Source organism: Bifidobacterium sp. UTBIF-68, assembly GCF_006408855.1.
GTDB classification, from domain to species: domain Bacteria; phylum Actinomycetota; class Actinomycetes; order Actinomycetales; family Bifidobacteriaceae; genus Bifidobacterium; species Bifidobacterium reuteri.
The window spans coordinates 1-21,316 of the sequence record NZ_JFAN01000026.1; the positions used below are offsets into that span (position 1 = coordinate 1).

Here is a 21,316-nt window from a genome sequence, read left to right on the forward strand (position 1 = left end):
CTCGTCCTGTCTGAGCGGCTTGTCGTACAAGGTGTTGCCGTCATGGTCGAGGGCGTGCGCGTGATGCGCGCTCTTGCCCACGTCCAGCCCGACCCACACGTCGATGTCGTCCGGTGTCATCGTCGTCCCTCCCGTCATGAAGGTGTCCTCGGTCGCCGTGGAACCCGCGGAGAAGGGGATCCGGACGCCCGCGCCGCACCCACATTACGGGAGGCCTGCGCCATGCGCCCCGAAGCGTCCATGCGGCCGGCCTGGTTCCTATCAGCGGTCTGCGAACGTCCCCGCTCCCGGCGACAACACCCCCCGGATCATCGACGACAGGGCAGGAAAGTCATACCGGAACCGGCGACCCGGCCCCGACCATTCGGGACCTACCAAACATGGTAATGGGGACGCAAAAACGAGACAACCAAGACCACATGACGAAACCAGCCATGAAACCAACCACAGTCGTACACCGGCCGTTCTCGACAAACCAGTCACGCGCCGACCGACTCCAGCGATGCCCGAGCACGCTTGTGGCCAGTTGTTGGCCACCTGACTTCACTGAAAACAATCTGATTGACGGGAGCCGGCCAGTCGTTGGCCTTCTGGCATCGCTATGTAGCTTGGTGGGCGGCTTGAGTGACGGGAACTGGGCAGCATGTGGCCGTCTGACTTCGCTGAGCAGCTTGATGGGCAGACTCGGTGATGGGAGCCGGGCAACATGTGGCCATACGGCTTCACTGAGCGGCTCGGGAGATGGGAGCCGGCCAGTACATGTCATGGCGACTTCACTGAGCAGGCCCTCAGTGAAGTCGCTGGACGAAAGCTGGCCGTCTGACTTCACTGAGCGTCCGACAGCGACGCCAGACGGGCACATGCTGGCCAGCTCGCGTCGCACGTGGCAGCCTCGCAGTCTGCGCAAGTAATTCGTTGACGAATTGACTACCCCTCAGTCCCGCTTCGCGGGCCAGCTCCCCTGACAAGGGGAGCCGATATTAAGCTAGCTCGTCCCGCAAGTACGGACGTGCCGCACGCGGCAGTCTGCTGGCTCCCCTTGTCAGGGGAGCTGTCGGCGTAGCCGACTGAGGGGTAGTCGTCAGAAGGCTAGCCGACCTGATTCTGTCTCTCCCCCCAGTCAGCTCCGCTGACAGCCCCCCTCGTCAGAGGGGGCCAGCAATCAGGGACGCGCTGCGCGCGACATCCTACTGGCTCGCCTGCCGGCTCGCACGTCGCCTACAAACAGCTCCGCTGGCTGCTTTACGGTGCTGTCCTGGCAGGGGAACTGAAATCAAGATCATGCAATCGAGCAATAAAAAAAACCGCACTGGCGCAGCAATATGCGCACAGTGCGGTTTGAAGAATATTCGCGATACTCGCGGTATCCGTTTGTTCGCTGTGTTCAGTCCAACGAATCCGGCGAATCGCTCAGGCGGCGATGACGTCGACGACCTTGCGGTCACGACGGATGCCGAACTTCACGGAGCCGTCAGCGAGGGCGAACAGCGTGTGGTCCTTGCCCATGCCGACGTTCTGGCCCGGGTGGAAGTTGGTGCCACGCTGGCGAACGATGATGTTGCCGGCCACGACAGCCTCGCCGCCGAACTTCTTCACGCCGAGGTACTGAGGCGACGAATCGCGACCGTTACGAGAGCTGGACGCACCCTTCTTATGTGCCATGATTCATGGTCCTTTCTATGACTCAGGCGATCGCCGTGATCTTGACGACGGTCAGCTTCTGACGGTGACCCTTGCGACGGGCGACACCGGTCTTGTTCTTGTACTTCATGATGTTGATCTTCGGGCCCTTGGCTTCGTCGTCAACGACTTCGCCCTTGACGGACACCTTGGCCAGATCAGCGGCAGCCAGCGTGACGTTGGCGCCATCAACAACGAGGGCAGCCGGGAATTCCACGGACTCGCCCTTCTTGGCGTTAAGACGATTCACGAGGATGGTATCGCCAACCTCGACCTTTTCCTGATGGCCACCGGCCTTCACAATCGCGTACATGATAGTTCCTTTTATGTTTTGGAAAGCTTCCTTGCCTAACACGCACCGAGCCTGCGGTCAGACACCGAGTTTCGAATCTACACCTACACGCGGACGAAATCAACCGATTTCTGCCCGCGTGTCAAGCGCGACACACCCTTGGGCCTGTCGCGCATATGAACCGAGGATGAAGAGCCGGAAAGGCTGCACGGTCTTTCGACTCCCCTCAGACGGCTTCGCCGCCAGCTCCCCTCAGCGAGGGGAGCCAGAAAAGGATGCCGGCGATTCCGAGTCCACCCCGACGAGAACACCCGAGGATGAAGAGCCGGAAGCTCACTCCTCGGCGCTGTTGGCGGCCACGGCTGCGGCTGCGATCTGCGCCAGCTTGGCCTTGACGTCTGCGCTGGAGCCTGCCGGCTCAGGCGCGGGTGCGGTGCCACGACCGTGCTTGTTGGTCTTGACGAACGGATCACCACCGCGAAGCGCGTACGGATCGTCATAATCAGCCGAGACGGTCGGCTGATCGTGCAGGATGAAGCCGCGGCCCTTGCAGGTCGGGCATTCCTCGGAGAAGGCCTCGACCAGACCCTGACCGATGCGCTTGCGCGTCATCTGCACCAGACCCAGCGAGGTGACCTCGGCCACCTGATGCTTGGTGCGGTCGCGGGCCAAGCATTCGATCAGTCGGCGCAGCACCAGATCGCGGTTGGCGGGCATGACCATGTCCACATAGTCAATCATCACCATGCCGCCGATGTCGCGCAGACGCAGCTGGCGAGCGATCTCCTCGGACGCCTCGAGGTTGCATCGGGTGACCGTCTCCTCCAGGGACTTGCCCCGGCCGATGAACCGGCCGGTGTTCACGTCGATCGTGGTCATGGCCTCGGTGCGGTCGATGACGATAGAACCGCCGGACGGCAGGTAGACCTGACGCTCCATGCCCTTCCTGAGCTGGGAGTCGATCTGCCACTTGTCGAACACGTCCTTGCCCTCGTGCTCGGCCGGGTCCCACTTCTCCAGCTTGTCCTTCAGGTCGGGGGCCATGGTGTCAAGGTATTCCTCGATCCGGTCATAGACCTTGTCACCTTCGACGATGAGCTTGTTGAAGTCGTCGTTGAAGATGTCACGCACCACGCGGATGGCCACATCCGGCTCGCCCTGCAGCAGCTTCGGGCGCTTGCCGTGCCAGAATTCCTCGCGCTTGGCGTTGATGCGCTCCCACTGGCGGGTCAGCGCCTCCAAATCCTTGGTGATGGCCTCTTCGGACGCGCCTTCGGCGGCGGTACGGATAATCACGCCCATATCCTTCGGCGCAATCTTGGAGACGATGTTCTTCAGCCTCGAACGCTCACGCTCCGAAAGCTTGCGGCTCACGCCGGTCATGCCGCCGGAAGGCACCAGGACCAGGAAGCGGCCGGCGAGGGTGACCTGAGAGGTCAGACGCGCACCCTTGTGACCGATCGGATCCTTGGTGACCTGCACGAGCACCGGATCGCCGGACTTGAACGCCAACTCGATGCGACGCGGCTGGCCCTCAAGACGGGCGGCATCCCAATTGACCTCACCGGCGTACAGCACGCCGTTGCGCGCCTGGCCGATGTCCACGAAGGCGGCCTCCATGCTCGGCAGCACGTTCTGCACGCGACCAAGGTAGATGTTGCCCACGGTCTGCACTTCCTGGATGTCGGACACATAATGCTCCACGAGCACGTTGTCCTCCACCACGGAAATCTGGGTGTGATGCTCGCGTTCGCGCACCACCATCAGACGATCCACGTTCTCGCGGCGTGCGAGGAAGTCCTGCTCCATGAGCTGGCTCTGGCGGCTGCGTTCGCGACGGTTGTCGCGACGGCGCTGCTTCTTGGCCTCCAAACGGGTGGAACCCTCGACATCCGTGATCTCGTCGATGTACTGCTGCTTGCGGGAGCGGCGGATGACCGGCTGCTCATCCTGCTGGTCCTCACCGGCCTCGACGTTTTTGCCGCCACGGCGGCGACGGCGACGACGCGTAAGGGTCTGTTCGCCATCATCCTCGCGCTCCGCGCGGGAGTCGCCGTGAGACACGGCATCGTCTCCGCTTTCGGAGCCCTCCACGCCCTCGGTCTCATCGGGCATCGCTTCGCTACGCGATCCACGGCGGCGACGACGACGGGAGCGGGTGCGCATGGAGTCGGACTCCTCGTCATCCTCTTCCTCGGTGATCGGCGCATAGGAGATATCATCCAGCTCGAGGTCCTCCTCGATCTGTTCGACTTCCGCGGCTGCGCGCCGTTCCTGCGCATTCAAACGACGGGAGCGACGGGAGCGTGGAGCCTCCTCATCAGTTGCCGTGTCGGCACCGGTATTGGCACCGGTGTTGGAACCGGTTTCGTCGTCGTCATCCTGCGCATCGGCCGCCGCATGACGACGGGCCCTGGCCGGACGCCGATCCTCAATCTCAACGCCATCATCGGCACGACGCGAACGGGAGCGGCGACGAGTGCGCGGCTCCTCCTCATCGTCGGCGTCGTCGGCATCAGCGTGATTGACGTAGCGGGTGACAGGCAATACCGGCTCCTGGAACAGCAGAGAGGTCATCGGCTTGCCTCGGCGCACGGTTTCGTGCCCCTCCGGCAAGGAGTCGACGGCATCCAGCAATCGCTCGTCGGGATCATCCGGCTGAGCGTGATTCACGCGGTCAGCACGATCCACTCGCCCCGCCCGCCCGGCATCATCGCGCCTGCGACCACGATCAGCGCGGCTATCGCGGTCTTCCCGGCCACGATCTTCATCGTCCCGCTCATCGGCATCATCGAAATCATAGCGGGAGGTTCGCGAGATGCGCGAACGGGCCGCCCGACGGGGAGCGTCGTCATCGTCATCGTCATACTCTGCAGAACGGCGACGGCGCGGCGAACGATCATCCTCGGCAGCATCAGCCCTGCGTGTGCGAGACCGGCGGCGCACCAGACGGCGGTCGTCATCGGACGCGGCGCTGCGGTCATCGGCGTTATCGGCATCACCAGCATCGGTCGCGTTCGCGCCGGCGGTGTTGTCGTCAGCAGAAAGCGCCGGCGCCTCGAACAGCGGCGCGGGATGCTCCTGCACCTGAAGTTCCAGTGATGCGCCGGCAGCACCGGTGCCGCGCACGACGCGGCGCCCGCCACGACGGCGGCGCGTCACAGGAGCGGGCGCAGGCGAAGACGCGGCGGCATCGGCGGATGCGCCAGCGGCTGCGCGATCCTGAGCATCTGCTCGGGAATCGGTATTGGATACGGTTGAATTATCAGTTTCGTCACCGACGAAACCCTCAGGGTTCACAGTGGGCACAATGCTCCTTGCGGCGCGCTGCATCACGACGCCATCCAGGCCTGTACGCTTCGCTCACACCACGCTCTCACCGTGGCCGCGCGAACATGCGCTTCGCGTAAAGGCAACTTCGTCTCAAGTCTGTCCTGCGAACGGCGGACACCGGCGCTTGCGTTGTCTCTTTCTCGAGAGCCGCAAGGGGATCGACGCCATTTCGCACGCTGATGGTCATGCAGAACCACCGTCTTTCAGTATGCCACATTTTCTGGCAGACGTGCATGCTTCGCGTGGCTCGCGTTGAATACGCGGTCAGACGAAGTCGGTTCAGACGAGCCATCCGAGCAGCAGATCGGCGAGCGCCAGCAAATCGGACTCGGGGACCTGCTCGTCATGCTTATGCGCCAGCAGCGGGTCGCCGGCGCCGAGGTTCACCGCCGGAATGCCGAGTATCGCGAACCGTGCCACATCCGTCCAGCCGAGCTTGGCCAGCGGCTCGCGTCCGGTGCGCTCACGGACCAGACGCGCCAGGTCCTGGGCGAGCGGCGCGTTGAGGCCCGGGCGTGCGGACGGGGACTCGTCCTTCATCTCGATGCCATAGCCCGCAAACACGCCGCCCGTGGCCACGTGTTCGCCATTGCCGAGTTCGGCGCCGGCGTCCGCGCCCATCATCAGAGCCTTGGCATCGGCCAGCGACTTGTCCGGGGCGAAACGATAGTTCACATGCACGCGGCATTCGTCCGGGATGACGTTCGTGCCCTTGCCGCCGGAGATGAGCGTGGCGTTGAGGCCCTCTCGGTAGTCGAGCCCATCCACGTTCACCGTGGCCGGCTCGTAGGCGTTGAGCCGGTTCAGGATGTCGGCGGCCTTGTGGATGGCGTTCTCCCCCATCCACGCGCGGGCGGAGTGCGCGGCGACACCATGCGTGATCACATCGAATCGGATGGTGCCGTTGCAGCCGCCCTCGATGCCGCAGCTGGTGGGTTCGCCGATGATGGCGAAATCGCCCTGAATCCAATCGGGATGCGCTTCGACCACCTTGCGCAGGCCGTTCTTCTCCGCGGCGACCTCCTCGTGGTCGTAGAAGACATAGGTGAGATTGGTTTTCGGCGTGCTTCCCGAGCTGCTGCCGTCGAGGGCCGCGGCGAGATAGAGCATCACGGAGTCGGAGGCCTTCATATCGGTGGCCCCGCGGCCCCAGAGCACGCGCTCGTCGGGATGGGCCTTGGCGATGTCCTCGCGAATCAGCGGATCGCCGGGCTCAAGCCAACGCGGCGGGAAGTTGTCGATGACCGGTACGGTGTCGATGTGGCCGGCAAGGATGACACGCTGTTGCGGTCCGGTGAAATCGGTGGAAGCGACGATGGTGTCGCCGTGACGGCGGACGGTCAGATGCGGGAACTGCCTCAGGAAGGCCTCGATCTCGTCAGCGAGCGGGCCTTCAGAGTCGGAGACCGAGTAGTTCTCCATGATTTGGGTCAACAGGCTGCTCAGTTGCTCGGCTTTGGATGCGGTACGGTTCAATTCAAGCGTCATGGCACCAGCCTACCGCGAGGCCGGCTTGGGGATTCGGGATTGTCTCGCTTGATGCGGCGCGGCGCAGCTGAGATGCATGTTGGCACAGGCTTGCGTCCGCCATTCGGCCCGGAACGTGAGATTTGAGCGCCATATGCGCTCGACTGTGCCACACTTGGTGCGGTAGAGGAGGCTTCAGAACAATATGACCGGTTTGATCAGCGCCATGCAGGGTTTCTGCGTGATCGGCATCGTCATCTTCGTGGGCTATGTGGCGGCGCGCATGCGCATCGGAGGCCCAAGCGCGCAGATGGTGCTCAACCGGTTCTCGTTCTTCGTCTCCAGCCCGTGCCTGATGTTCGCGATCCTGTCCAAGGAGCCGATCTTCGACATCTTTCACCCCTCGATCATCGTGGCGTTCCTGTCCGCCGTGCTCGTGGGCGTGGTGTTCCTGGCGCTCAATCAGATGTTCTTCCATTTGAAGGCACCGGACGCCACCATTGGCGCGCTGAACTCCCTATACCTGAATTCCAATAACATCGGTCTGCCGGTCGCCACGTACATTCTGGGCAACGGTGCGCTGGTGGCGCCGATTCTGGTGATGCAGCAGGCGCTGTTCACGCCTATCGGCCTGACGGTGCTCGACGTGACCACCAAGGGCAAGGTCTCAGCCAAGGAGATTCTGAAGCAGCCGCTGCATCAGCCGCTGCTCATCGGCTCGCTGCTGGGAATCGTGGTCTCGGCGGTTTCGGCCAAACTCGGATGGTTCCCGGTGCCGAACTTCATCTACGACCCCATCAACATGATCGGCGAATCCGCCGTGCCGATGATCCTCATGGCGTTCGGCATGTCGTTGCACGGCACCAAGCCGCTGCAGCAGAAGGGCGACATTCCGGCCATCTTCACCGTGGCGGTGCTCAAGAACATCGTGATGCCGATCATCGCCTTCCTGCTCGCCTACTTCATGATGGGCTTCCGTGGGCCGGAACTCTATGCGTGCGTGGTGCTCGCCGCGCTGCCGACCGGTCAGAACGTGTACAACTACGCGGCCCGGTACAACGTGGGCCTCACATTCGCGCGCGACGGCATCCTCATGAGCACGATGACCAGCCCGGTGTTCATCGCGATCATTGCTTTCCTGCTGAGCTGAGGAATCGCGATGAACCGCCGCGGCACAGCCGCTCCCCTCACCTACGGACAGTCCACCGGACTGTCCGCCTAACGGCTCGGCATCGCGATCATTGCATTCTGACACAGGCCAGTGATCCGTCTCCCCAATAATTGAGGGTTCGACTTCCGCCCCCGGTCAGCTTCGCTGACAGACCGTCCTGCAATTAAGGACGTACTGCGTGCACGGCATGCTGCCTCGCCTGTCGGCTCGCACGCCGCCTACAAACAGCTCCGCTGTTTGCTTCACGGCAACGGTCCCACAGAGGGGGCCAATCATCACTCGAACAATTGCTGACGCGGGCGCTAGGCGGCGGTTCGTGCCAGCTCGTCGAGGCGCGCGGCGAAGCGGGGCCAGTCGGTCTTCATGGCGGTCAGGAGCTTGAGCGTCGGCACTTTGTCGATCGGCACCCAGCTGATCTCCTTGCTTTCGTCGTCATTGGGCCTCGGGTCAACGACGTGGCCCGGCTTCTCGAACGCGAACACGGTGGTGTACGCCCACGGGCCGTGGTCTTCGCGATAGGAGCCGACCACCTCGATGTCCTCCGGGGTGATGTTCGCCTCCTCGTAGCTCTCACGCAGCGCGCCCTCGATCGGCGACTCGCCGTCTGCCGTGGCACCGCCTGGGATACCCCAGGTGCCGCCTTCCGCGCTCCACGCGGCGCGATGCTGCATCACCACATGGGTCACCTCGCCGGTCGACGAATCGCGGCGGGCCAGCAGGATGCCCGAAGCGCCGTTGGTGCCCCAATGCTTGCGCCCGCACGCGCAGTCCACCCAGCCGTCGCCGGGTTGGTGCACGTTCTCGATCGGGGGCAGATTGTCCTTGCCGGCCGCCGCGATGCCGGCCGCATCCGCGGATTCCGGGGCGATCTCGCCGCGCTGCACATTCCACAGGTCGGTCCAATCCACGCCCAACTCCTTGACCAGCTTGCGCAGCAGCGGCAGGCTGATGCCGATGATGCCATGCGGGTCGCCCTCGACACCGTCGATGAACGCGCCGCCGAAGCCCTCCAAAGTAAACGATCCGGCCACTTCCAGCGGCTCGCCGGTGGCGATGTACCGCTCGATGTCCTTATCGGAGTACTCACCGAACTTCACCACGGCGTGACTGGCACCGCGCGCCACGCGCCCGCTGGCGAAATCGATGACGCAGTGCCCGGTCCACAGCTCGCCACTGGCGCCGCGCATCCGACGCAGACGCTCGCGCGCGACCTCGGGGCTGTGCGGCTTGCCATAGCATTCGCCGTCCATGAGGAACATCGAATCGCAGCCGACGATGAGCGGGCCGATGCTCGACCGCGTCAGGCCCGGCTGCAGGGCCACGACGTTGGAAATCGGCTCGGTGACGGTCGGCATGTCCACACCGGAGAAGTCGCGCGTAGTGGCGATGCGGTCCTTGGAGTAGTCGATGGGCGCGGCGGTTTCGGAAGTCGGCTGGGCGGACTTCCCCTGATTGGTCTCCATGGCAACGCCGTCGGATTCGCGGCCCTGCTCAGTCGACTCCGCCTTTTTCGCATCCTTGGCCTGCACTTCCGGGGCGCGCAGCGGGTAGGCGATCACCCGCTCGCCGGTCGCGGCGGCGGCCGTGGCGGCCACGTCACGATACGCACGATGCACGGCTTGCGCCTTGGCTTCGGCAAGGATCATCACCCGCTGGTCCACGGTCAGCTCATCGACCGTGACGCCGGCGGCCTGCGCGGCGGCTTCGAGCGCGGCGGGCTCGTCCACATGCGAGACGCGGATGGTCGGGCAGATGCCGGCCGAGTACAGCACATCGCGGCGCGGGCGCGACTTGGACGCCAAAATCAGCGGAATGGGAACGGACATACACCCTCCTGACGTAGGTTCACTACCAGCATTGTATGAATCGGCACGGGCATCCCGGAACCGGGCGGTACCAAGACGTGCGCAACGCACAATCAGCATCGCGCACGACACGCCCGGGCCGGATTCACCGCAACGATTCGCCGCCCGCGCACGTATATACCTGTGAACGCAACAACAGGATACGAGGAGACGATGATGGGCTGGTTCACGGCGCGACGCGGCAGGACGAGGGGCGACGGCACATCCGCCACAACGCCGTCCGCCAAGAGCACCTCACCGGCCGACTCCGCAACTTCCGCTGCGCAGACACCGTCCGTCGAAAACGCCGCAACCGAACGCCGACTCATCCGCGCAATCGTGCGGCACGGTTCACGAACCGCAGCCGACCAATTGGTGCGCATGCATTTCGATGACGTGCTCGCCTTCGTCTGGCGCGTGACCGGGGACCGGGAACACGCGCTCGATCTGACCCAGGAGACGATGATCGCGGCGTTACGTTCGCTCGCCGGATACGATCCGGACAAAGCATCGCTGCGCACATGGCTGTATGCCATTGCCTCTCACAAGGTGATCGACGCGAGGCGGGCGAATCGTGTCACCGTCACACCGCTGCCGATGGACGAGACGCTGGACGGCACCGGCACTGTACGCAAAACCCGCATCGACGGCAACCCATCAGAAACTGCCACGGTGGCGGGCGGCGGGCCGAACCGTACCCGCGACCCGGCCGATATCCAGGCCGACGCCGATCTGCTCGCCCGCATCGATGCCTTTGTAGGACTGTTCGACGCCGGCACACAGGAGATTTTCCATTTGCATACGGCCGCAGGTCTACCGTTTCCGAAAATCGCAGCGGCCCGCGGCGAGCGCACCGAAGCCGTGAAGGCCCGCTATTACCGACTGATCCAAGCGATTCGAAAGGAGTTCGCCGATGAACGCGCAAGATGATTGCACCAATCGAACTGTCCGTTCAATCCCATCCGATCCAAACGGCCCTGTTGCCGGCAATACCGAAGCGGCGATGCCGGGTTCCGCCGGTTTCGTCGGCGTCCCGGCAAGCACCTGCGTCAACGACCATGTCCACGGGCGCACCGAAGTGAACGCCGGCAACAACCTCGACGACATGGAGTCGCGCATCATGCGGGCGATGGCGACACGTGCGGACGCGCCACTCCCCGGCAATGTCGTACATAATCCGGGCGATGGCGACGCCATCGCCCCCGATACCACACTCGCCAAAGTTATCGTCGACTCGCCCATGCGACGTGAGCAGGCGATTGCTGACGCAGTCGCAGCCGGCGTACCGAAGCGTGTCACCCTGTGGTCCACGCTGGCCGAAGCGCGCGGTTCGCTACGGTTGCGTGACCTGTTCTTCGGCGCATGGGACTGTGTGGCAGTCGCCCTCGTGATGACCGCGACCGTCTGGTTGATTCCACTGATACGTCTGTTCACCAACGCCGCATACGCGCTCGCCCATCCCGGCACCGTCTATGCGATGGCGTTTCTGACCGCGCCGTTCCTGTATGAGGCCACGCATCTGCTGGTGCGATTCAAGGAACATGAAAGCCATACCGACGATTTGCTGCGCACCATGCGCTGGTCGTTCACGCGGCTGTGCGCGCTGCGCATGCTGGTGATGGGGGCGGCTGCGGCCACGCTCATCGTGGGCTATGCAGCAGTCGTCAGTGTGCTGGGCGCGCAGGTGGGTCTTGCGAGCGGCGGTGCCGGAGGCGGCATCGGCAGTGGTGTCGGCGGAGCGCTCTCCTTCCCCGACGCCACCGGAATCAGACTCGGCAGCGGAGCGGCCAATGCTGGCATGGTCTGGAGTCCGGCCGGCCTGTCGGGCGTCATCCCAGACACATCGGCTGCCCGGTTCTCGCTGCTGACGCTGCTGGGCGTGGCCTTCAGCGCGCTGTTCGTGTTCGGCATCGCACAGCTCGTGGCAGACGTGCACGCCCGCTGGCCGTGGTCGATGATCGCGATACCGGCCCTCTGGGTAGCGCTGTGCGTGGCGCTGCTGGCCTGGCACGACGTACTGGCACCGCTGCTGGCCGGACTGCCGCCAATGGTCGCGCTCATCACCGCTGTGGCGACCGGTGTGGCATATTTCGCGGCAATGGGCCGATTCGTACGGCTCGCACCATCCGTCGCCGAAGCCGCATGATGCCGTAATCCGCTCCTCTCATATCAGCTCATTCCATACCACCCCGTTCCCACACCCCAACCCATTCCCATAGCCCATCCCGTTACCCGCCGATTCGCTAGTGGTCCGTTTCGTAATTGGTTGAGTGGTGATGGCCCCCTCTGACGAGGGGGCTGGCAGCGAAGCTGACTGGGGGAGAGAAAAAGCTGAATCCCTCAATTATTTCTGACACAGACCACTAGTGTCCCGCGTCTTCTGAAAGGAATCGCAATGCTCACCGTTGACAACGTATCCAAGAAACTCTCCGGCAAAACCATCCTGCATGACATCAATCTCGAGTTCGACCACGGCGTCTACGGCCTTCTTGCTCCGAACGGCGCGGGCAAGACCACGCTGATGAAGCTCATGACCACGTTGCTGTTCCCCGATTCCGGCTCGATCCGGCTGGACGGCGAGGACATCATGGCGCTCGGCGAGCGCTATCGCGGCCAAATCGGGTATCTGCCGCAGGATTTCGGCTACTACCCCGGCTACACGCCTCGTCAGTTCCTGCGCTACATCGCCGCGTTGCAGGGCATGCCCAGGCATGGATTGGACGCGCGCATCGATGCGCTGCTGGCCATGGTGGGCCTGTCCGAGGCCGCCAACAAGCGGATGCGCACGTTCTCGGGCGGCATGATCCAGCGCGTCGGCATCGCACAGGCGCTCGTACACGACCCGCGCATCCTGATTCTCGACGAGCCTACCGCCGGACTCGACCCCAAGGAGCGTGTGCGCTTCCGCAACATCATCCATTCGCTCGCCGCCAATCGTATTGTGATCCTCTCCACCCATATCGTCTCCGATTTGGAAACGATTGCAGGCCACATCGTGATGCTGCGCGACGGCACGGTGTACACGAATGCCTCGCCCGCCGACATCTGCTCGTCCTTGGAGGGCAGGATCTACGAGGTGGCGGCGGGGACGCCCCTCGCCGAAGGCCAACGGCTGCTTTCGGAGGTGCAGTACGCAGGCGAGACCAGACTGCGCATCTACTCGGAGGAACCCCTTTCCGGGGGTGCAAACGCGCCCGCCCCCAACGCGCCGGCGATTGGCCTGACCACGACCGGGTTGGCCGCCGGTACAGCAACCGCCCCGGTCATGGTCGCCCCGAACCTTGAGGACGCCTTCCTTGTCATCTATGGAGGCTGACATGGCCATCCACATGCAACCACTACGATTCACCGGCGGCGAGCTCGTCAAGATCGCGCGGCTCCCGCTGGTATGGGCGGTCATCGTCCTGTGCTCGCTGGTGAATCTGCTGATGGCCGCGGCGGCCACCCCCGCGAATACCGTCGCGCGGTACAACTACGCGAGCGCCGTCGCCGTGGCCACCGGCGGCAAAGTCGGGCCCGAGTTCGACCGGGCACTCGCGCTGATCGGTCCGTCCGGCGGCGCCGCATCATCCAGAGGCGCCACATCATCCGGCAGCGCTGCATCATCCAGCGGCACCACACCGCCCGACACGGAAACCGTCCCCGATGCTAAGCCAACCACCAGCCCCGTCATCATCGCGCGGATTCCCAAGGAGACGACGATGACCGCAGACGAACTGCACCGGCAGCTGACCGCGGTCACGCACGGCGCCACGAACACGCTCGCCGGCTACGATGCCACGGCCACACGCGACGCGACGCTCGCGCAGGTTGCCAGCGACCCGGCCGCCACATGGCTGATGCAGCGCAAATACGATGCCTACGCCGCGCGCGTGGCCCATCTGGCGCGCACCGGCGCGGCGCTGGATCTGGCGGCCGGCTCGGCCACCGACCCGACGTTGAACCATTGGACGAATATGACCGGCTACCTGTTCTTCGAGACGTGCACGTTGGCGGTGCTGCTCATGGCGTTGGCGCTCGGCTACGAGCGTACGGCGGGCACCGAGCAACTCATGATGGCCACGCGCGTCGGACGGCGACTGGTCGCACCGAAGATCGCGGCGGGCCTGATCGCCTCGACAATCGCGTACCTGCTGCTCGTGGCGGCGATCGTCATACCGTATCTCATGGTGTTCGACGTACGCGGCGTATGGAGCGCGAGCGTGACGAGCCAGTTCAACACGGTGTTCGGGCAGCGTCCGTTCGTCACATGGTGGGATCTGACCATCGGCCAGTACCTGTTCGTGCGACTGGCGCTGGGGCTGGCGATCACGCTGTGCTTCGCGCTGTTCACGGCGACTCTCGGGCTGCTGATGCGCAACACGTTCGCGGTGGCGGGATGCGTGGGCATCGCCGTGATACTGGTCATCGGCATTGTAGGCGCGGCACATGCGGCAGGACTGCCGTGGGGCGCGTGGATCGGCGGGTTCAACCCGGTGGGTGTGCTGCTGCTGCGCGAACAATGGTTCACCGAACTTGGCTTGGACGCGCCCACCGCCTTCTGGGAGACCGGCGTGACCGCCTGCTCGCTCGTGTATCTCACGGCCGCATTGACTGCGGCATGGCGGGCGTTCCGCCACAGGGATCTGGCTGCCTGAACCGCCATCACCTACAGAACATCATCACCTACAGAACATCATCACCTACAAGGTCACATGCACAACACTCGCAATACTTGCAAAGGAGTCATCATGACACTGTTCGCCGCGGAAATGCGCAAAATCTGGCGCCCGATTCCAGTTTTGATGCTCATGGCCATGGGCGCGCTCTGGGCGTTCGTCGGCATCATGCCCGCCTATCAGGCCTTTACGGAAACCGAGCATAGCGTGGGCTTCCTGCCGCTCAATCTGACCAGCGAGCGCCGGCTCGTCACCCGCTACGGACCGCTCACCAACCAAGACACCATCGACCGGATGAAGGCGGACATCCCACGTCTGGAGCAACAGGCCACACGCGACATCCAAGCGCATCCGGCCGAGGCGAAGACGCTCGGCATCACTGATTTCGCCGGCTACAAACACTGGTATAACGCAATCGCCGATCAGACGTTCTACCCTACCGATGCGCCAAATACCATTCCGGAGGGCCGCACGGCGACCGGCGCGAACACTGCCGAGAGCGCCGCCATCAGAGAAGCCAGGAAGAAAACCGACCCAACCGCGACCATGACCGAGGCGGAGCAAGCGGCCATGTACGAGGCCGAGCAAACGCTGCACAATGGTTCCGAAGCGCTCCAGGATCTGCAGAACATCGCACTGCTGATGCAGCACTTCCCCATCACCCAGTCCGATGCGCAACGCAATCTCGATAATTCGGTCGCGATGCTGCGCTCCACCGCACACACCGACCATCCGGTCACGCCATTGCAGCAGCAGTTTGAGCGGGACTATCGAACGGCGGCGGCAAACGGCTGGGATGACACCGTTTCCGGTGGATGCGTGGCCATGGACGTCACCGGCAAGACCGTGACCAATGAGACCGGTAGTGCGGAAAACGCCCCGACGGATGGGGCCGACGCGAACGGCACAACCGGCTCATCCGGCAGCACAGGCGACGCCCAGCTTGGCGAGGGCTGCGATTCGGCCGATGCCTCGCTGGGGTCATCGTCATATCGGGTTCCCGGCACGATGCCGTCATCGGTGACCGACCGACTGGCGCGCTACGCCGCGCATCCCGGACAATCCAGCTACATCGCGTACAACATCGTGGAGAACACATGGGCGTATGCCTTCGCGATTGCGGTCTTTATGGTGATCGCCTCCGCCGCGCTCACCATACCGGTGATGGTCCGCGATCGCGGACGGCGCATGACCCAGCTGCAGTGGGCGTCGCGTTCCGGACGGTCCGGACGGCGAGTGCGCGTGGTGGCCGTGGCGGCGAGTTCCCTGCTCGTCAGCGTGCTGACGTTGACGGCGTTCGGCCTGCCGCTAGCAGTGTTGTTACGCGATTGTCTTGGCACGCCGGTGCTGAATCTCAACACGAATGTCAGCATGGGCGGAGTCTCGTTCGAGATGCCCTTCGGTGTGCCGATCGTACCGTGGGCCTATTGGACGCTCGGACAGTATCTGGCAATCATCGGCGCAACCATCGTGGTGCTGGCCCTGGCCACGACGATGGCGGGCGCGTGGCTGTGCCGTTCGACGGGCTCCATCATCCGCATGCTGCTGATCATGGTGCCGCTGCTGGCGTTGGTACTGCTGCCGGCGCAATTCGTCTACTTCCAGAACATGTTCCTGATGGGCAACTGGCTGACGAACCGCCTGACCATGCCCGGATTGGAATTCTGGATGCCGTTGGCCGCGCTGACGCTGGCTGTGGCGGCGTGGGTGGTCTCCACGATTCGGCTTCGCCACCGGGAGCTTCTGCGTTAGATAGGTTTCCGACCGATTTCCGATCGAGCCGCGGAAGCTCGACAACTTCCGCATAACAGTTCTGGACATATACGTGTCGCCAACAGTGCAAGCGACAGGATTCTGGGCATATACCTACCAGTTATTCTGGGCATATACGTGTCATAAGCAAGGTTCTGGGCATATTCCTACCACGAAAACAGTCAAATTGGGAGCCTCGTGGTAGTCATATGCCCAGAACCCACTGAGAAGGTCGCTTCGTGGTAGGGATATGCCCAGAACCCACTGGGACGATCACTGTAGTGAGCTGAGTTTACTGATGCTGACGACGTTCAGTGCCATGCCGAGCGCACAATCAGAGGAAACACCAACAGACAATGCCGCAACTGGCTGTATGTTCGCGCCTGAACCATGGGCTCGCGAACTTACAGCCCTTTCTCGCATCCAAACAGGCTGTATGTTCGCAGCAGTGTCGTGCAGACGCGAACATACAGCCAGTTGCTCGACAACGACCATGCAAAATGTGCCTGCCGATGTGCCTACATCCGCCAAAACGGAACAGCAGGCACATCGGCAGGCACATTAGAAACGATCGAGATGCAATCTGGCCGCTATCGCCGCTCGATTTCGACGCCGGCGGTGTTGATGGGCAGGTGAAGCACACGCCAGTGGCCGGAGGCCAGCTGATTGACGGCCACCTGGTCGATGGCCTCGCGGGCGTCGCCGTAGTGCAGCACGAGCACGCACGGGCCGGCACCGGAGACGGCGGCGGCATAGCCTTTGGAGCGGAACAGCGCGATGAGTTCGGTGGACGGCGGCATGAGCGGCGCACGGTACGGCTGATGCAGACGGTCCTGCGTCGCGGTGAACAGCAGCGCGTTAGCCTGAGCGGCCGCGGCGGCGAATGCGGCGGCGCTCACCGGCGCGTTCGCGGCAGCTGCAGCAACACCGGCATCACCGCCGAGCGCATCGGCACCGCCTTGTGCCGCAGCCTGGGCGAGCACCACCGGGTTCATCGCAGCGGGCAGCAGTCCCACGCGGGAGACATTGTATACGGCGTCCTTGTGCGGCAGTTCCTTGGGCAGCGCCTGACGGGCCTTTTCGGTGGACAGCTCATAATCAGGCACGAACACGGCAGCTGTGATGGCCGGATCGACCGGATAGTTGACGGTGTGGAAGCTGCCGTGCAGCGGCTCGCCACCGGGGATGGCCACCGAGCCGACGCCTTCAGCCGTGGCGAAGTCCCACGAGACCGTCAGCCCGCCGAAGACGGCCGGCGCCACGTTGTCCGGATGGCCCTCGATCTGGGCGGCCATGTCGAAAATGGCCGGACGATTAAGGTCGCCGGGCTGCGCAAAGGCGGCCGCCGCCGCGATGCCGGCCACGATGGCCTCGGCGGAGGATCCCATGCCGCGCGCCTGCGGGATGTTGTTGGTGGCCTCAAGCGTGAAACCGAGCCGCCCCAGACCGAAGGTGGCGCAGGCTCGACGGAAGGTGGAGACCACCAAATGCGTCTCGTCGCGCGGCAGCGTGTCCTCGCCCTCGCCGTGGATGAACACATGGGCCACGCCGTCGGACGGGTCGGGGTTGAGCGTGAAGGTGAGCTCGTCGTGGTAGTCGAGCGCGAGGCCGACGGTGTCGAAGCCGGAGCCCAGATTGGCGGACGTGGCCGGCACGCGCACCTTGACCTGTGTGCAAATGGGATTCATATAGCTTCCTCTGTGATTGGCTCCCTCTGATGAGGGGGCTGTCTAGTGTGAACGCGGCTGAGGGAGAGACCACCCTACCATGCTTTTCTCTCCCTCAGTCGGCTTCGCCGCCAGCTCCCTCATCAGAGGGAGCCGTTGATGCGGATACTCCTCAAACCGATAAACCGCCAAGCCAACTCCCCCACCAGAGGAAGCCGTTGATGCGGGAGCCCCTCAAATCGATGCATCAGAGGGAGATGGCATTCATACCGATCAGTCCAGCACGCGCAGGATGGACGGCTCGCCGGTCACGAAGTCGAGGGCCTGCACGGCCTTGACGGTCGCGCGCAACGTGTCCTCGTCGGTCAGATGGGTCACCACGCGCAGCTGCTGGATTTCGCCGTCGTAGCCGGGGTCGGTCAGCGTGGGCTTCAGGTCCTGGTTCACGCCGTTGATGGAGACGCCGTTCTTGGCGAACTCGGTGGCGATGGCGGCCAGCACGCCCGGCTTGTCGTGGATGAGGAAGCGCACGGCGAAGGCTGCCTTGGAGGCGCTGACGGGGGCCTTGGGCAGGTTCTTGTACAGCGGAATGGACGGGCCGGTGCAGCCTGCGGCGATGTGACGGGCTTCGGTGACCACGTCGCCCACCACGGCGGAGGCGGTCGGCGCGCCGCCGGCGCCGCGGCCGTAGAACATGAGGTCGTCGGCGGCCTCGGCCTTGACGAAGATCGCGTTGAACGAGCCGTGCACAGAGGCGAGCGGATGAGACTCGGGCAGCAGCGCCGGGTAGACGCGGGCGGAGACGCCGGCCTCGCCGTTTTCGACGACCGCGAGCAGCTTGATGACCTTGCCTTCGGCGGTGGCAGCTGCGATGTCGTCGGCGGTGATCTTGGTGATGCCCTCGACGGACACGTCGTCGATGGTCACTGGCGTGTGGAAGCCGAGGGTGGCCATGATGGCGGCCTTGTTGGCGGCGTCGTAGCCCTCGATGTCGCCGGTCGGGTCGGCCTCGGCGTAGCCCTTGGCCTGCGCGTCCTTGAGCACATCCTCGAACTGGAGGCCCTTGGTGGTCATCTCATCGAGGATGTAGTTGGTGGTGCCGTTGACGATGCCGAGCATGCTGGTCACCTTGTCGCCCACGAGGGACTCGCGCAGCGGGCGCAGGAACGGGATCGCGCCGCCCACAGCCGCCTCAAAGTAGATGTCGACGCCCTTGGCCTCGGCGGCGGCGTAGATCTCCGGGCCGTACTTGGCCAGCAGCGCCTTGTTGGCGGTCACGACGGATGCGCCAGATTCGATGGCGGCGAGCACGAACTTGCGGGCCACGGTGGTGCCGCCGATGAGCTCGATGACGATGTCCGAGTTGGTGGCCACGCTCATGGTGTCCGTGGTGACAATGGACTGGTCGATCCACGGGAACTTCTCGGTTTCCTTGGGGTCCAGGCAGGCCACGCCGGTCAGTTCGATCGGGCGGCCGATGCGGGCGGAAAGCTCATCCTTCTGCTCGACGATCAGACGGGCGGTCTGCGAACCGACCGTGCCGGCACCCAACAGGCCTACGCGAATCGGGGTTCCATTCAGTTCTGCCACTTTACCATTCCTTCCAAATACAAGCTTGATTTCCCATTGTTATTGTACGGATTGATTCCTACAGCGACCGGGGACTGTCCATTCGTCCGCCGGCGTCATCAGCGGATGTCACTCGCTGACGTCGAGGTCCAGCAGGTCGTCGATCGTCTGACGGCGCAGCATCACATGCGCCCCGATCTCGCTGACAGCCACGACGGCCGGAATAAGCGCCTGGTTGTAGTTGCTCGCCATCGTGCGGCCGTAGGCGCCGGTGACCGGCACGGCAAGGATGTCGCCGCGCCGCAAATCGGCGGGCAGCCTCACCTCATGCACCACGATGTCGCCGGACTCGCAGTGCATGCCGCAGACGCGCGCAAGCATCGTCTCGGCAGAGCCCGCCCGGTTCGCCAGTCGCGCGGTGTAATCGGCGCCGTACAGGGCTGGGCGGATGTTGTCGGACATGCCGCCATCAACCGACACATACACGCGTTCGCTGATCGGGTTGCCTTCGGCATCCTTCGGCGCACGGTCGCCGTCGCCGCTCAGGTGCACATGCTTGATGGTGCCCACGCGGTACAGAGTCACGCCTGCGGGGGCGACGATATAACGCCCCGGCTCGAACGAAATCGCGGGAGCCGGCATGCCGAGCGCACGATTGGTCTCGCCCACAGCCTTGGCCAAGCGGCCCAGCTCCACGTCGATGTCCATCGAATCCTCGCCATCCGTGTAGGCTACGGAGTAACCGCCGCCGAGGTCGATCTCCGGCAGGGTGAACGCATCGGTGGCGTACAAGGTCTTGCGCAGCAGCATCATGCGCTTGCCGGCCTGGATGAACGCGTCCGCATCATGGATGTTGGAGCCGATGTGCGAGTGCGCGCCCACGAGCTCCAACACATCCTGATTGGCGAGGATGGTCTTCAGCACGGCGATGGCCGGACCGTCCGCGATGGCGGTCATCGCCTCGGCGAGCGCCTTGTCCTTGTCTGAAACCTGTTCGTGGCTCAAATCGTATGGGTAGCGAAGATTGTATTGCAGCTGACGTTCGCCCTTATGTCCAACTTCCACACCGCCGTCCGCAGCGCTTGCGGCACTGTCCGCAGCAGCAGCAGTCGCTTCGGCGAATCGCGCATTGGTTACTGCCGGAGTGACGTCCGCGAGATTCTTGAGCGCGGTATCCAGTACGGCGGCATTCGCATTGGCCGGCAGCAGCGGTACGCCGAACTTCTGGTCCTCGTGCGCTGTGGAGATGTATTCATGCCCGCCCGCGTGCACGCCGACGGTGACGCGCAGCATCACACGGGCGCGCTTGCCGAGACGACGCGCGATGGCCGCGATACGCTCGGGTTCCCCGGGCTCGTCAACGACGATCTTGGCGAAGCCCTGTTCGATGGCAAGCTCGATTTCGGCGTCGGACTTGTTGTTGCCGTGCAGCACCAGACGACGGCCGGGTGCACCGGCGGCGAGGGCGATGCGCATCTCCCCCATCGTGCAGGTGTCCACGTACATGCCGGCGTCGAGCACGAGCCGCACGATCTCCTTGGAGAGGAACGCCTTACCGGCGAAGCTCACGTGCGTGGTGGAGTTGTTGAATGCGGCGGCCGCGGCGCGCACAAAGTGCCGGGCGCGCTCATTGACCTCGTCGGTGTCGATGAGATAGAGCGGCGAGCCAAACTCGTCCAGCAGCGATTCGGCCGTACGGCCGTGGAATTCAATGGCTCCGGTGGCCGGGTCCACGGCCGAAGCGGCGGGCCAGATATGGGTGATAGGCATGGTGTCTCCTTGGATGTCCCTTGATGTCGTTCGACGTCTGCTGGCGCTTACAGGCGTCTGCAGAGGCGTATGGCCCTGATTGCAGCAGCGTTTTCAGACTGGTCTGGCTACCA

At 63.9% G+C, this 21,316-nt stretch carries 13 protein-coding genes and 2 pseudogenes; 6 read left to right on the forward strand and 9 right to left on the reverse strand.

The window, feature by feature from the left end; translation table 11 throughout:
* Positions 1-1,410: 1,410 nt before the first annotated feature.
* The 4 genes from rpmA to dapE all read right to left on the reverse strand — a co-directional run bounded on the left by rpmA (position 1,411) and on the right by dapE (position 6,793).
* A complete protein-coding gene (gene rpmA / locus BW14_RS07850; protein ID WP_044089908.1) occupies positions 1,411-1,662 on the reverse strand; it encodes a 50S ribosomal protein L27 in 252 nt (83 codons plus the stop codon).
* 22 nt (positions 1,663-1,684) lie between these two features.
* The gene (gene rplU / locus BW14_RS07855) at positions 1,685-1,993 is read right to left on the reverse strand and encodes a 50S ribosomal protein L21 (protein ID WP_044089906.1); all 309 of its coding nucleotides are present in this window, start codon (positions 1,991-1,993) and stop codon (positions 1,685-1,687) included.
* 312 nt (positions 1,994-2,305) lie between these two features.
* Entirely contained in the window at positions 2,306-5,305 is a 3,000-nt protein-coding gene (locus BW14_RS07860) for an Rne/Rng family ribonuclease (RefSeq protein ID WP_044089905.1), read from the reverse strand.
* A 279-nt stretch (positions 5,306-5,584) separates the two neighbouring features.
* The gene (gene dapE / locus BW14_RS07865; RefSeq protein ID WP_140490005.1) at positions 5,585-6,793 is read right to left on the reverse strand and encodes a succinyl-diaminopimelate desuccinylase; all 1,209 of its coding nucleotides are present in this window, start codon (positions 6,791-6,793) and stop codon (positions 5,585-5,587) included.
* Between the two features lie 184 nt (positions 6,794-6,977).
* On the opposite strand from dapE, the gene BW14_RS07870 reads away from it, so the two are divergent.
* Complete coding sequence (locus BW14_RS07870) at positions 6,978-7,922, forward strand: AEC family transporter (RefSeq protein WP_140490007.1); 945 nt, start codon at positions 6,978-6,980, stop codon at positions 7,920-7,922.
* 323 nt (positions 7,923-8,245) lie between these two features.
* Here the strand turns inward: BW14_RS07870 and BW14_RS07875 are convergent.
* A pseudogene (locus BW14_RS07875) lies at positions 8,246-9,358 on the reverse strand (Maf family protein); the annotation flags it as partial.
* A gap of 113 nt (positions 9,359-9,471) precedes the next feature.
* Positions 9,472-9,769 (reverse strand): annotated as a pseudogene (locus tag BW14_RS12545) (Maf family protein); the annotation flags it as partial.
* A 162-nt stretch (positions 9,770-9,931) separates the two neighbouring features.
* Between BW14_RS12545 and BW14_RS07880 the strand changes: the two are divergent.
* The 5 genes from BW14_RS07880 to BW14_RS07900 all read left to right on the forward strand — a co-directional run bounded on the left by BW14_RS07880 (position 9,932) and on the right by BW14_RS07900 (position 16,197).
* Positions 9,932-10,717, forward strand: coding sequence for an RNA polymerase sigma factor (locus BW14_RS07880; RefSeq protein ID WP_140490010.1), 786 nt, complete (start codon positions 9,932-9,934; stop codon positions 10,715-10,717).
* On the forward strand, positions 10,701-11,933 hold the full coding sequence (locus BW14_RS07885) for a hypothetical protein (protein ID WP_140490012.1): 1,233 nt from the start codon (positions 10,701-10,703) through the stop codon (positions 11,931-11,933). The genes BW14_RS07880 and BW14_RS07885 overlap by 17 nt, the downstream gene beginning before the upstream one ends.
* Positions 11,934-12,182: 249 nt before the next feature.
* A complete protein-coding gene (locus tag BW14_RS07890) occupies positions 12,183-13,103 on the forward strand; it encodes an ABC transporter ATP-binding protein (RefSeq protein ID WP_140490014.1) in 921 nt (306 codons plus the stop codon).
* Position 13,104: 1 nt separating this feature from the next.
* Entirely contained in the window at positions 13,105-14,424 is a 1,320-nt protein-coding gene (locus BW14_RS07895; protein ID WP_140490016.1) for an ABC transporter permease, read from the forward strand.
* A gap of 93 nt (positions 14,425-14,517) precedes the next feature.
* Complete coding sequence (locus tag BW14_RS07900) at positions 14,518-16,197, forward strand: hypothetical protein (RefSeq protein WP_140490018.1); 1,680 nt, start codon at positions 14,518-14,520, stop codon at positions 16,195-16,197.
* A 590-nt stretch (positions 16,198-16,787) separates the two neighbouring features.
* Here the strand turns inward: BW14_RS07900 and BW14_RS07905 are convergent.
* From BW14_RS07905 to BW14_RS07915, 3 genes are all read right to left on the reverse strand, one after another.
* A complete protein-coding gene (locus BW14_RS07905; protein ID WP_044089898.1) occupies positions 16,788-17,885 on the reverse strand; it encodes a homoserine kinase in 1,098 nt (365 codons plus the stop codon).
* 252 nt (positions 17,886-18,137) lie between these two features.
* Entirely contained in the window at positions 18,138-19,454 is a 1,317-nt protein-coding gene (locus tag BW14_RS07910) for a homoserine dehydrogenase (RefSeq protein WP_044089896.1), read from the reverse strand.
* Between the two features lie 108 nt (positions 19,455-19,562).
* On the reverse strand, positions 19,563-21,203 hold the full coding sequence (locus tag BW14_RS07915; RefSeq protein WP_044089895.1) for a diaminopimelate decarboxylase: 1,641 nt from the start codon (positions 21,201-21,203) through the stop codon (positions 19,563-19,565).
* Positions 21,204-21,316 lie beyond the last annotated feature (113 nt).